The sequence below is a fragment of the Sulfurospirillum barnesii SES-3 genome, from assembly GCF_000265295.1.
In the GTDB taxonomy this organism is placed as follows: Bacteria; Campylobacterota; Campylobacteria; order Campylobacterales; family Sulfurospirillaceae; genus Sulfurospirillum; species Sulfurospirillum barnesii.
Window position 1 is genome coordinate 866156 of record NC_018002.1, and the last position, 11927, is coordinate 878082.

Annotated in this window: 13 protein-coding genes; 3 read left to right on the forward strand and 10 right to left on the reverse strand. The window is 39.5% G+C overall.

From position 1 onward, the window contains the following. From SULBA_RS04430 to SULBA_RS04475, 10 genes are all read right to left on the reverse strand, one after another. Nucleotides 1-555: an adenine phosphoribosyltransferase gene (locus SULBA_RS04430; protein ID WP_014769072.1), complete on the reverse strand. Its 555-nt coding sequence runs from the start codon at nucleotides 553-555 to the stop codon at nucleotides 1-3. 95 nt (nucleotides 556-650) lie between these two features. Continuing rightward, nucleotides 651-983 carry a membrane protein gene (locus SULBA_RS04435; protein WP_014769073.1) on the reverse strand — a complete coding sequence of 111 codons (333 nt, stop codon included), beginning with the start codon at nucleotides 981-983 and terminating at the stop codon, nucleotides 651-653. Nucleotides 984-985: 2 nt separating this feature from the next. Continuing rightward, nucleotides 986-1414 (reverse strand): ribose 5-phosphate isomerase B, encoded by a 429-nt coding sequence (rpiB, locus tag SULBA_RS04440; RefSeq protein WP_014769074.1) that lies wholly within the window; start codon nucleotides 1412-1414, stop codon nucleotides 986-988. Nucleotides 1415-1500: 86 nt separating this feature from the next. Beyond that, the gene (locus SULBA_RS04445; RefSeq protein ID WP_014769075.1) at nucleotides 1501-2148 is read right to left on the reverse strand and encodes a site-2 protease family protein; all 648 of its coding nucleotides are present in this window, start codon (nucleotides 2146-2148) and stop codon (nucleotides 1501-1503) included. Beyond that, nucleotides 2148-2975 (reverse strand): signal peptidase I, encoded by an 828-nt coding sequence (gene lepB, locus SULBA_RS04450; protein ID WP_014769076.1) that lies wholly within the window; start codon nucleotides 2973-2975, stop codon nucleotides 2148-2150. Before lepB ends, SULBA_RS04445 begins: the two co-directional genes overlap by 1 nt. Before the next feature lie 7 nt (nucleotides 2976-2982). Further along, a complete protein-coding gene (gene folD, locus SULBA_RS04455; RefSeq protein ID WP_014769077.1) occupies nucleotides 2983-3828 on the reverse strand; it encodes a bifunctional methylenetetrahydrofolate dehydrogenase/methenyltetrahydrofolate cyclohydrolase FolD in 846 nt (281 codons plus the stop codon). A 136-nt stretch (nucleotides 3829-3964) separates the two neighbouring features. Further along, complete coding sequence (locus SULBA_RS04460; protein ID WP_014769078.1) at nucleotides 3965-4603, reverse strand: TorD/DmsD family molecular chaperone; 639 nt, start codon at nucleotides 4601-4603, stop codon at nucleotides 3965-3967. 4 nt (nucleotides 4604-4607) lie between these two features. Further along, the gene (locus SULBA_RS04465) at nucleotides 4608-5489 is read right to left on the reverse strand and encodes a DmsC/YnfH family molybdoenzyme membrane anchor subunit (RefSeq protein ID WP_172634070.1); all 882 of its coding nucleotides are present in this window, start codon (nucleotides 5487-5489) and stop codon (nucleotides 4608-4610) included. Further along, nucleotides 5434-6087, reverse strand: a complete 654-nt coding sequence (locus tag SULBA_RS04470; RefSeq protein WP_014769080.1) for a DMSO/selenate family reductase complex B subunit — start codon at nucleotides 6085-6087, stop codon at nucleotides 5434-5436. Before SULBA_RS04470 ends, SULBA_RS04465 begins: the two co-directional genes overlap by 56 nt. A 10-nt stretch (nucleotides 6088-6097) precedes the next feature. Beyond that, nucleotides 6098-8509 (reverse strand): DMSO/selenate family reductase complex A subunit, encoded by a 2412-nt coding sequence (locus SULBA_RS04475; RefSeq protein WP_014769081.1) that lies wholly within the window; start codon nucleotides 8507-8509, stop codon nucleotides 6098-6100. Nucleotides 8510-8637: 128 nt separating this feature from the next. On the opposite strand from SULBA_RS04475, the gene SULBA_RS04480 reads away from it, so the two are divergent. From SULBA_RS04480 to SULBA_RS04490, 3 genes are all read left to right on the forward strand, one after another. Further along, entirely contained in the window at nucleotides 8638-10821 is a 2184-nt protein-coding gene (locus SULBA_RS04480) for a sensor histidine kinase (RefSeq protein ID WP_014769082.1), read from the forward strand. Continuing rightward, a complete protein-coding gene (locus tag SULBA_RS04485; RefSeq protein ID WP_425353000.1) occupies nucleotides 10812-11459 on the forward strand; it encodes a response regulator transcription factor in 648 nt (215 codons plus the stop codon). Before SULBA_RS04480 ends, SULBA_RS04485 begins: the two co-directional genes overlap by 10 nt. Nucleotides 11460-11545: 86 nt before the next feature. Continuing rightward, complete coding sequence (locus SULBA_RS04490) at nucleotides 11546-11890, forward strand: c-type cytochrome (RefSeq protein ID WP_014769084.1); 345 nt, start codon at nucleotides 11546-11548, stop codon at nucleotides 11888-11890. Nucleotides 11891-11927 lie beyond the last annotated feature (37 nt).

Here is an 11927-nt window from a genome sequence, read left to right on the forward strand (position 1 = left end):
TCAAACCTCTAAGACAGAATAAACAGGTGTTGTTTTTTTAATATCCAAATCCCCTTGGAGGAAGGTAAGATTGATAATAAAACATGCTTCAATACAGTGTGCACCCGCTTTATTGATAAGCTTTACCGCTGCTGTGGCTGTACCCCCTGTTGCGATTAAGTCATCAATGAGTAAGACCTTTGGTTTATGTGTTCCCAAACTTGAAAAAGCATCAATATGAATGGCAACTTCATCTACGCCATATTCCAGTGAGTATTTTTCACTGATGGTCGTATAGGGAAGTTTACCTGGTTTTCGAATGGGAACAAAACGCTTACGAAGGCGTGCAGCAAGAGCCGCTCCAAAAATAAAACCACGGCTTTCTATTCCTGCAATGTAGTCAATCTCTTGATTTTCATAACGTGTACTTAAGTGATCCAGAAGAAAATTAAAGGCTTTTTCATCACCTAAAAGTGTCGTAATGTCTTTAAAAATAATGCCAGGTTTTGGAAAATCTTCAATGTCTCGAATGGAATTGAGGAGGTATGCTTTATCCGTCTCATTTAAGTGTGTCATGGTTAGCCTTTAAGATTTAAAAATAAAAATTTTGAGAAGAAGAAAAAATGCAAGTAAAAGTGTAAAAGCACCAAAGGAAAGGCTCTCAATGCTCATTATAACAATGCCTCAATCTTTCCTTCCAACTCTTTAATATGTTGGCGAAGTTTATCGCCTTCCATACGGTATTGACTGTTGCGTGTACGAAGCGATTTAAGATCATTTTTTACTTTTTTAAGCTCATCGGTGAGTATATCAATATTACCAAGAGAGCGTTGCAATTGGACTTGATATTTTCGGATGACAATTTCAGCATCACTCAGGGTCTGTTTGACAACAATATTGCTTCGTTTCTCTTTGCGGAGCAAGGTTTTAAAGTAAAAAACCATTACAAGCAAATAGACACACGCAGAAAAAAGTACCGTTGTTAAAACCCATTCAAGTGCCATAGTTATAACTCTATTTTCGAAACACGTAGGGCATGTCTACCACCCTCAAATGAGGTTTTGCACCATGCTTCTAACATAGACTCAACCACACCAAGACCAACAATACGCTCTCCAAAACAAAGGACATTGGCATCATTGTGCGCCCGTGCCATCTGTGCGGTATAGGCATCATGGCATAGTGTTGCTCGAATACCTATGTGCTTATTGGCTGCTAAACTCATTCCAATGCCTGAGCCACAAATAAGAATACCTTGAGTCTTTTCATGGTTTAACACTTCGATACAGAGCCTATGTGCAAAATCGGTGTAATCGACTCTTTCATTACTGAAAGGTCCTAAATCAATAACTTCATGACCTAAGTGTTCAAGCATTGCGATGACATTAGATTTAATGGAAAATCCTGCATGATCCGTTGCGATAAAAAACTTCAAGAATGTCCTTTAAGTTGCGAATTATAGGAGATTATAGCACAAGGATTATTATAAATTCCAAAAAAAGAGGCTTCTTTAGCCACCGTCTAATATAACCAGCGAATCACGTAACGAATTGGCATAAAAAAGTATGTTGAAAGGGGTGTCGCAATGAAAAGAATCAAAATAACCATGCCATAACGCTCAATAGAATCATAAAAACGAACCACGCTATCCCATCTTAAAATCATAGCAAGATAGGTGATGGCATGTGAACCATCCAGTGGTGGAATAGGGTAGAGATTGAAAATACCTAAAACAACATTGTAGATAAGTGTTTGTGTCAAGAAATAGAGGAAAAAATAACTAAAATAGTCGTTAATTTCACCTTGAAAAACATTAAGAAGTAAGGCTGCTCCAAGGGCTAAGGTGAAGTTATAGGCAATGCCTGCTAAAGAGACATGAATGGCTGCTTTATAGCCACCGTTTCGAATGACAGTAGGGATGAAAATAGGCACAGGTTTTGCCCATCCAAACATAAAAGGGGCACCGCTAAAAAAAAGCACAGCAGGAACAATGATGGTGCCCACTAAATCAACGTGAACCAAAGGATTAATGCTCAGACGTCCTTGAGAACGAGCGGTGTTGTCGCCGTAACGGTATGCAACATAGCCGTGCATAATTTCATGCCCAATAATGGCTACCATTAAGGCTAAAATGGTAGCGGTTATTTCAAGGAGCGAAAGCGTATTCATTAGAAAAAACGCTCATCATGTTGCATGGAATCAATAAAACGCCCCAGACGATTCCATCTTATTTTATAGTCATCATCCCATGAAAAATAGATAAACCATGGCTTTCCGACAATAAGACTGTAGGGAACACTACCCCAAAAACGGCTGTCATTGGAGTGGTCACGATTATCACCCATCATAAAAAAATGATCTTTTTCCACTTTGGTATAAAATGCATTGAAAGGTAAACCTGATACAAGGGGTAATTCATCTACAAGGGCTGGTTTCATCGCCAATTGATTGGCACCAAGATGCAAGGTCATTTGTTCAAATAATGCTACATTCTCATCGTACCCAATCCCATGGAATTGTTCCATATAGGGGTTGTTAACCCACAATTTTCCAGCAATGCTCACAACCTTTTCAGCAGGATACGTGGCTTTAATGTACTCATTGCCTTCTGCAAAGTGAATATAGAGGTTTTTTTCTTGATACAAAATTTCATCATTTTCAGTGGCAACGCAACGTTTAACATAGTGTACTTTTTCATCTTTTGGATAACGAAAAACCACAATATCCCCACGTTTAGGTCTGTTCCCTTCTATAAGATGACCATTGCCATTAAAATCAGGCAATACGGGAATTTCAAGCCATGGAAGGTGTGGCGTTGCAATGCCATAAGAGAATTTTTTAACAAAAAGGTGGTCGCCAATGAGCAAGGTTCTTTTCATCGAACCACTCGGAATCACAAAAGCTTGAGCAACAAAAAAAATGACGAATAAAACAATAATAATAGTACCTGTCCAGCTATTGGAAAAGTGATAAAAACGGTTCAGTAAATTTTTCATGCGTATCCTATACTAAGCGATTGTGTGCGGCTTTGATGGTGTTTTCCAACAGCATCGCAATGGTCATAGGTCCCACACCCCCTGGAACAGGCGTAATATAAGTGCATTTAGGTGCGACATTTTCATAATCAACATCCCCAACAATACGTCCTTCAGCGGTTTTGTTAATGCCAATATCTATGACAATCGCCCCTTCTTTGACCATATCTTCGGTGATAAGATTTTGTTTACCCACGCCCACGATAACAAGGTCAGCTTTTTTGGTATGTTCTTTTAAATCTTTGGTAAAAATATGGCAAATATCGACCGTTGCACCTGCATTTAAAAGCAAGTTCATCATCGGTTTTCCCACAATGTTACTAGCACCTACCACGCACGCATCTAAACCTTTGACATCAATGGTGTAATGAGAAAGCAGACGCATGACTCCTAGAGGGGTGCAAGGAACAAAGCCATCCAGTCCTGCGACTAAACGACCCACATTAAAAGGATGAAAGCCATCGACATCTTTTTTAGGGTCAATCGCCTCAATGATTTTTGTGGTATCAATGTGTTTTGGAAGGGGAAGTTGCACCAAAACGCCATCAATGTTTGGGTTAGTGTTAATCATCGTGATGGTTTCTAAAATTTTTTCTTGCGAAATGGTGCTGGGCATTTTGTGAATAATGGAGTAAATGCCCGCACTATCACATGCTTTTTCTTTCATTTTGACATAGGTTTGGCTTGCGGCGTCATCACCGACTAAAATCACCGCAAGACCTGGGGTGATACCGCTTAATCCTAAGACGTCGCTTTGTTTTTTGAGTTCAATTTTGATTGTATCTGAGAGTGCTTTACCATCAAGGATTTGCATTCAAACATCCTTTAATTCATATTGTTTAGAAACAATGTTATTTTTGGCAATTATATCTTTTTACTATTAATCTTTCCTAGTAGGGGAGTTTCAAGAGGGTTTTACATGTAAAGAAAATCTTTACATGTAAAAGGGTTTAGGAGGCTGTTTTGTAGATTTTTCGAGGCTCTGCTTGCAGTGTAAAGGTGTGCATTAAAGCGTCAATACACACAGGCAATAAGCACCCCAACCCTTGATAAAAAGCGCTATTTGCATTGCTTTGAATGTCACGGGCATGCGCATAAATCCAAGGAGCGACATGTGTGCTTAGAAAGGCTTTGAGCACAGGCTCAAATGCACCATCTCTCTCATAGTTTTGCACCAAAAGCGCTAAAAATTCAAGTTCAATCGCACCATGATCGGCTGGTTCTGTTTGCAATAGCTTCGTATGAAATGAAAACTGTTTGTAAAGCGCTAAAACAGTATCGCTCTCCCTCGTGTACATTTCCCCGCTTTGGTCTAAATAAAAAGAGGCATACGGAGGCGCTTTGAGCGATACTTCATCACACAAAAACAAACGTGTAAAATCAGACGCAACCGCTTCGTAAGATTCTCTTTCGTGCGCTTGAAGCCAAAGCGATACGCCTTTAAGATGTAAATCGCTGTTGGAGTGGATAAACCACTCCTTTAAAATTTCTTGCTCTTTCATGGATTGCCATGTTGTTTGGCTAGGAGCATCGCTTAAAAACTGTGCAAAAATACGCAGTGCCATGCTGAGCGCTTCTATCTCTTTCATGGGATTATCCTAAGAAAAGATGGTTGGTAATCAACCCATAAAAAGCAATACGTGTCAAGGCTAAACCGACCATACATAGGGCAAAAGAAGTGGCAATTTGTCCTTTACATGTAAAGCGTGTTTTGACACTATCGTTATAAAATATCAGTGCTAATCCTAGACCCATAAGAAGCAATCCTCCGCCTGTAAAAAAGCCGTAGTATCCATGCATCATCTCAAACACATTTTCAATGCCCTCAATTCTCACAGAGCCAATGTGAATGGTATAAAGCACTAAGCTCATGGCAAAAAAGATAAATCCAAGGAGGCTTATAAAAAAGGCTTGATTGATTTTATGGGCATCATTGGCACAAAAAAGACGGTAACAAACGCCTCCCAATACAAGAGCCGAGGAGGCAAAAAGAAAAAAGGTTAATCCAAAATCCCATGTTGGAAGGGTGTTAGACATAGAACCATAGATACCGCTCATCGCAAAAAGGGTTAAGATACCAAAAAAAGGTAACGCATAGAGGAGGGAGGGTATCTTTTTTAAAAGGTATAAAAATGCCAATGCCATCACACTTCCTACGCCTAAAATTTCCAAAGGAAGCCATGCAATCGTAGTGCTTTGGAAAAGATGTACCATCATATAAGGCGCATGAAACGGGTCTCCTAGGTGAAACAAAGAGGCAACAACACTCAGTCCCATGAAGACCAAAAAGAGTTTGCTAAAGTAGGCATGCTCTAAAGCGGTGTGTTGGGTGTAATGTAGCGCATATATGAGAGAAAAACCAACACTTGCTTGTGCCATCACCGTAAAAATAACCAGCGGTAATTCGCTTACAATAAGATTAGACAATGTCATAGCTGACCTCCGAATGGTTTTGAGGAAGATGAAAGGTGCCATCTCCTTTACCTGAATGGCGTGCATTTTTTTCAGGTTTAATGCACAAATTTGGACGGGTGAGTTCATAACGAGGTAAAGGTGCAATGCTTGCTTCATGCCCATGCTTCTCACGCAGTTCACTGATAGCACCCGCTTCAATGGCACGAAAAGGACACGCTTCAACACAGATAGGCTTTAAGCCCTCATCCAAACGCTCCATACAGCCGTTGCATTTGTTCATGTGACCGCTTTGTTCATTAAACTGAGGCGCACCATACGGGCATGCCATCGCACACGATTTACAGCCGATGCATTTACTCTCATCCACGCTGATAATGCCATAATCGCTTCTGTGCATCGCCCCAGTGGGACACACTTTCGTACACGCAGGGTCATCACAATGGTTGCAAGAAATGGAGCTAAAGTAGGCAAAAACATTAAAGGGTTCAAAAAAATCTCCTTTTTTCTTTGTCCAACTTCCTCCTTCATACTCAAAAACACGTCTATAACTCACACCTATGGGTGTATCTTTATAATCTTTACATGCCAGCTGACAGGTACGACAACCAACACAACGGGTTTGATCCAGATAAAATCCAAAATGTCTATTTTTTTCCATTTTTTCTCCTTTACCCTCTGTATTTTTCAATTTCAACTAAGATAGAATGTTGAGGATTGGCTTTAGCAATTGCTGTTGGCTCTAGGTTGGTCAGGGTGTTAATGCATCCTCCCACATCAATGCCATTTTTATTTTTATACCATCCACCCTGTGGGCAAGTGGTAACATGAGGCATGATTTTTGGAGTCACTTTGGCTTTGAGTAAGATTTTTCCATAGCCATTAAACACCAAAACATCATCCCCCGTTTGAATGCCTCTTTCTTTCGCATCAATCGGATTCATCCAAAGCTCATTTGGATTGATTTCTCGAATGGCAGCACTCTCCCAAAAACTTGAGTGGGTTCTCCCTTTGTAGTGGTAGCCAAAGAGTTGAAGAGGGTATGTTTTGCGAAGCGGATCAAGCGGTCCTTCTTTGGCTTCTGTAAATTCAGGAAGTGGCGTAATTTTTTGACCCTCTTTTAAAATCCATGTTTGTGCCATTTTAGCTAACGTGGTGCTGTAAATCTCAATTTTCCCTGTAGGGGTTTTAAGAGGATTCTCTTCTGGATTTTGAATAAATTTTTCATGAGCAATAAACGATTTTTTGACCTGTGGTAGTCGATACAGTCCCATCTCTTTCATCTGTGCAAAGCTTGGCATGTTCTCTTTGTCTTTAAATTTAAGATTCCAAAGATGCTCAAGCCATTCTACTTGAGTACGTCCTTCTGTAAAGCTCTGTTTGAACGATTCTCCACCTAGTTTTTCCGCCAGTTTGGTACACATATCATAAACACTCATACATTCACCCACAGGCTCAATCGCCTTTTGAGAATAGATGATGTAAGGCATGTCGTTGGAGTAGCCCGCACTAGAGCGCACAAAATCCTCTTGTTCAAGCGGTGTGGCATCGGGTAGGATGATGTCTGCAAAGCTGTTACTTGAAGTGCGTGTGACATTGACATCCACGATAAACTCGCATAAACTCTCATCTTCTAAGATTTTAGAGGTCGCATGAATATCACTGTGCTGATTTAACAGACAGTTGCCTCCTGTGTTTAAGATGAATTTGACATTTTGTTTGAGTTGTTGGGTGTTGCGAATCCCATCGGTAATATCTTTCATCTCTTTACCTCGAACAATAGCATCCGTCCACAAAAAGCAAGGAACCGAGTCTTTTATAGGATTTTTAAACGGCAAATGCGCAGGCTCAACCCATCCTGAAGAGTGTTCTCTTCCGCCTGTACTGGTTCCCTCAATACCAATGTTTCCACTCATAATGGCAAGCATGGCAATGGCACGCGCGGCTTGTTCGCCATTGGAGTGACGTTGTGCGCCCCAGCCTTGAGCAATGTAGCAGGGTTTTGTGGTGGCTATTTCTCTGGCTAAATCGATAATCGTCTGTGCAGGAATTTGGGTAATAGTTTCAGCCCATGCAGGCGTTTTTGCAATGCCATCGTCCCCTTTGCCCATCACATAATCTTCATACGAGCCGTTTTTAGGCGCACCTTCTGGAAGTGTGTCAGCGCTAAATCCGATACAGTATTTTTTCAAAAAGGCTTCATCGTGTAGGTTTTCGCTGATCATGACATACGCCATAGCCGCAACCAAAGCCCCATCCGTTCCTGGCACAATCGGAATCCACTGATCACAGGCTCCAACCAAACTGTCAGAGTACCTAGGGTCAATGTGAATAATTTTTGCCCCACTTTTCTCGAGTGCTACTTTGTAGGCATAGCCTGTTCCACCACCACTCATACGGGTTTCAACAGGATTGTTTCCAAACATGACGACCAATTTGGCATGTTCAATTTGCATAATATCACTGCCCACATGCGTACCGTAAAAGTGTTTAAGACCATTGGCAATTTGACCTGTGGAGTAAGAGTTGTGGTAATTGAGGTAGCCTCCAAATTGCGAAAAAAGACGCATCCAAGGACCACTCGTACAGCGGTTCATAATCGCCCCTGTCGTTCCTGTGGCATAAGGAATTAAGATGGCTTCATTGCCATATTTTTCTTTGATTTCTTTCATTTTTGTAGCGATACTCTCAAGCGCTTCATCCCATGAAATACGAACAAATTTTCCCTCACCTCTTTTACCAACACGCTTTAGAGGATAGAGTAAGCGGTTGGGGTTGTAGACACGAAAACGGTTAGAACGCCCTCGTAAACAGGCTCTAATTTGGTGCGAGCCATAGACATCATCGCCTGTATTGTCCGATTCGATGTGGTCAATTTTTCCGTTTTTAACAAAAACACGCACAGGACATTTACTCCCACAATTAATGGTACATCCTGCCCATTTCACATGGTCATAGGTTTTAGAAGGGAGGGAGGGTTTACTTTCTGCCATCGAAGGTAAGGGAAGAAGGGTGGCGGTTGCTACGCTTCCTCCTAGAGCACTACTCCATTGCAAAAACTGTCGCCGACTGATTGAATGCATGGTTTCTCCTTGTGTAAAAATAGTATATGAAAAAAATAATATAAAAATAAGGTGTCAAAAAGGTGTCAAAAAAAAGAGGGAATGTGTGAGAATTATTTTGGTTATAATGCACTCAAAAAGGTTGGATTGTGTTAATTTTTAGAGCGATTTTGCTCTTAATTTTTGGAACATCTCTTTTTCTGCATGCTTCAAGTAAGCATATTTTGTTGCTCCAGTCTTATAACAAAGGGCTTATGTGGAGCGATGATATATCCAAAGGGGTTGAGGATGTTTTTAAACCCTATCAAAATTATGAACTTACCACAGAATATATGGATACAAAAAAAAATGAAGACAAAGAGTATTTGCAGCATTTGTATGAACTTTTTGCAACGAAGTTAAAACATCAAACCTTTGATGTCATTATTGCTGCAGATAACGATGCGGTCAATTTTGTTTTCACACATAAAGAGACCTTATTTAAAAACACTCCCTTCGTTTTTTGTGGTATTGATAAACGAGACCCTGGTCTTGATATTCAAAAAATTTTAGATGCAGAGATTAGTCTTATTTTAGAGAGTAAAGAGATTAAAAGAAATATCGATTTTATTCTCTCTTTATTGCCTGAGTTAGAGCATCTGTATATTATTAACGATAGAAGTGGCGCATCGCTATTGGTCAATCACATTTATGAACGTGAAGCAAAAGCGTTAGAAGAAAAAGGTATCAAAACAACCTTTAATTGCGATGGCAACATTTCACAGATTAAAGAAGATTTAGACAAACTTCCTAAAAAGAGTGCCATTTTATTTGGTAGTTTGTTTCGTGATGCCCTAGACAGGTACATTCCTTATTATAAGGTGAATGATTTACTTAAATCTGCCCCTGTGCCTCTTTTTTCGGTGAGTGATTCGCACCTTTCAAAAGGGGTGATTGGGGGCTATTTATTGCGTGGGTATACGCAAGGAAGTCATGCTGCAAAGAGGGCTTTGGAAATTTTACAACACACTGTCATTGATACTTCAAAACCCATTGTTGTTCCCTCTGAGTGGATGTTTGATTATGAAGTGGCGCAAAAATACCAGATACCTTTGTCTAAACTTCCAAAGGGCTCTACCATGATTCATTTGCCTCAAAGTTTTTTTGATAAGCATCGAAAAGTGGTCGAGTATGCGTTTGTACTGTTTCCTTTTATTCTCTTTTTTTTAGTGATTGCTCTTTTTAACATTTATCAACGCCATAAAATTGAAAAAAGGCTTATTGCGCAGAGTTACCGTGAACAGGTTCTTTTGAACAATATTCGAAGTTCTATCTTTTGGATAGATAGGCAAGGTTTGATTAAAGGGTGCAATCAATCGTTTTGCGATATGGTAGGCTGGTCGTACGAGCGTATTGTGGGGCGAAATATTGATGATGTGTTTACGATTTTGTGTGATATGCCAAAGAAAGAAGCACTTTTTGCATTGGGTGAGATAGAGTTTATGCGCAATGAAAACGTGTTTATGGCTAAAAGCAAACTCTTTTTGGATGAGGATGGAAAAAACGGAGGCATTGTTACTATTATCACAGATATGACGGAGAAAAAACAGCTTGAAATCAATAAGCAATTTATCATTCAGCAATCTAAACTTGCAGAAATTGGAGAGATGCTCTCTGCTATTGTTCATCAATGGAAAGTGCCTCTTGTTGAGCTTTCTGCTGTTGCGCATAAAATGCACTATTATGACCAAAAAGGGAAACTCACGCATCAAGAGATTCAAAATTTTTACGATGTCATCATGACGCAAACAATTTATATGAGTGATACCATTGATGGCTTTAGAGACTTTATTCGCCCCTCAACCAAGCCCAGTTTGTTTTGCATTGATAAAGGGCTTAAAGAGGTGTTGGATATTCTTTCTTATTCGATGAAATACAATACTATTACTCTTGTCTATAAAAATGCGTTGCATAAAGGACACACTCTTTTTGGCTATCCCAACGAATTTAAACAGGTCATCTTAAACATTATCAATAATGCCAAAGATGCGATTTTAGAAGCTCGAAAAAGCACGCACGAAAAGCGAGGTGTGATTAAAATCATGCTCTACGAATTAGACGATGCTATAGGACTGAGCATTGAAGATGATGGCATAGGCATTGCGTTGGATAGTGAAAAAAATCTCTTTAAACCTTTTTTTACCACGAAAGAAAAAGGGGATGGTTTTGGGCTTTATATGGCAAAGCTCATCATTGAGAATAAAATGCATGGAAAAATCAGCATTGAGCCTTTAGAAAAGGGAACACAGGTTTTAATCATGCTTCCACGTTCACAAGAGGAGGGATGTTTGTGAAGATATTACTTTTAGAAGATAATGTTAGTTTGGCAGAGATTATTCAAGAGATGCTAGAAGAAAAAGGGTATAAAATTGATTGGTTTGAAGAGGGTGAGGAGGCTTTGTTTCACAGTGCCAATGGGTATGACTGTTTTATTTTAGATATCAATGTTCCCAATGTGAATGGGCTAGAATTGCTCAAAGAGATACGCTCACGGGAGAAAAAGACGCCTGCTATTATTATCAGTGCAAACATTGAACTTGAAACGATTCAAAAAGCGTACGGCATGGGGTGCAATGATTTTTTAAAGAAACCTTTTTACATGTACGAATTGGAGCGTAAAATAGAACTTTTGTGTTCTGGTTTGGAACTTATGTTATTAGCCGATGGATTTTCTTATGAATTACAAGAGGAACTTTTGTATGACGCAAAGAAAAATGTTGTGAAATTAACACCCAAAGAGTCTCGTTTTATGAGGCTTTTAGCCAAAACTCCCAATAAACTTGTCACAATAGATGCGATTGAGCAGTACGTATGGGAAGGAGATGAGGTAAGCCTTTCGGGTATTCGTTCATTGGTGAAGCGCTTGCGTACAAAACTTTCCGAAAAGAGCATTGAAACACAATCCTATGGGTATGCATTGCTAACACTTTAGTTTTTTATCTTTTACATGTAAAGATTTTTAGCTCTCTTTGGATACCATAATGCTCTTATATTATCAATGAGGTCAACGTATTTACAATGAGGTATCTTCTTATAGGCTCTTTGCTTTTTTTTCTCTCTTGGACACATCTTTTGGGTGAAGATTTTATTAGTAAAATGGAGTATGCCAAAATGCTCTATTCTAACCCACGAGGTATTGGATGTAACAAGTGTCATGGCGAAAAAGGTGAGGGCAGTATTATTGCTGAGTACATGCATAAAAATAAAAAAGTAAGACTCGAAGCCCCTACTATCACCAACCTTTCCAAAGAGCGTTTTTTTCATGCCCTAACCACACAGCACAAGGTGATGCCAACGTATTTTTTAACATGGCAAGAGATTGATAGCTTGTATTATTACGTTTCTAGTGAAGTGAAAAAGTAGTTTATTTAGAAACATTGAGTAAAATTTCAAAAAAATT

What these genes read in the sequence shown, in the direction of transcription:
- SULBA_RS04430 (WP_014769072.1), bottom strand. Translation starts at nt 555, where the DNA reads ATGACACACTTAAATGAGACGGATAAAGCATACCTCCTCAATTCCATT.
- SULBA_RS04435 (WP_014769073.1), bottom strand. Translation starts at nt 983, where the DNA reads ATGGCACTTGAATGGGTTTTAACAACGGTACTTTTTTCTGCGTGTGTC.
- SULBA_RS04445 (WP_014769075.1), bottom strand. Translation starts at nt 2,148, where the DNA reads ATGAATACGCTTTCGCTCCTTGAAATAACCGCTACCATTTTAGCCTTA.
- lepB (WP_014769076.1), bottom strand. Translation starts at nt 2,975, where the DNA reads ATGAAAAATTTACTGAACCGTTTTTATCACTTTTCCAATAGCTGGACA.
- folD (WP_014769077.1), bottom strand. Translation starts at nt 3,828, where the DNA reads ATGCAAATCCTTGATGGTAAAGCACTCTCAGATACAATCAAAATTGAA.
- SULBA_RS04460 (WP_014769078.1), bottom strand. Translation starts at nt 4,603, where the DNA reads ATGAAAGAGATAGAAGCGCTCAGCATGGCACTGCGTATTTTTGCACAG.
- SULBA_RS04465 (WP_172634070.1), bottom strand. Translation starts at nt 5,489, where the DNA reads ATGGCACCTTTCATCTTCCTCAAAACCATTCGGAGGTCAGCTATGACA.
- SULBA_RS04470 (WP_014769080.1), bottom strand. Translation starts at nt 6,087, where the DNA reads ATGGAAAAAAATAGACATTTTGGATTTTATCTGGATCAAACCCGTTGT.
- SULBA_RS04475 (WP_014769081.1), bottom strand. Translation starts at nt 8,509, where the DNA reads ATGCATTCAATCAGTCGGCGACAGTTTTTGCAATGGAGTAGTGCTCTA.
- SULBA_RS04485 (WP_425353000.1), top strand. Translation starts at nt 10,812, where the DNA reads ATGTTTGTGAAGATATTACTTTTAGAAGATAATGTTAGTTTGGCAGAG.
- SULBA_RS04490 (WP_014769084.1), top strand. Translation starts at nt 11,546, where the DNA reads ATGAGGTATCTTCTTATAGGCTCTTTGCTTTTTTTTCTCTCTTGGACA.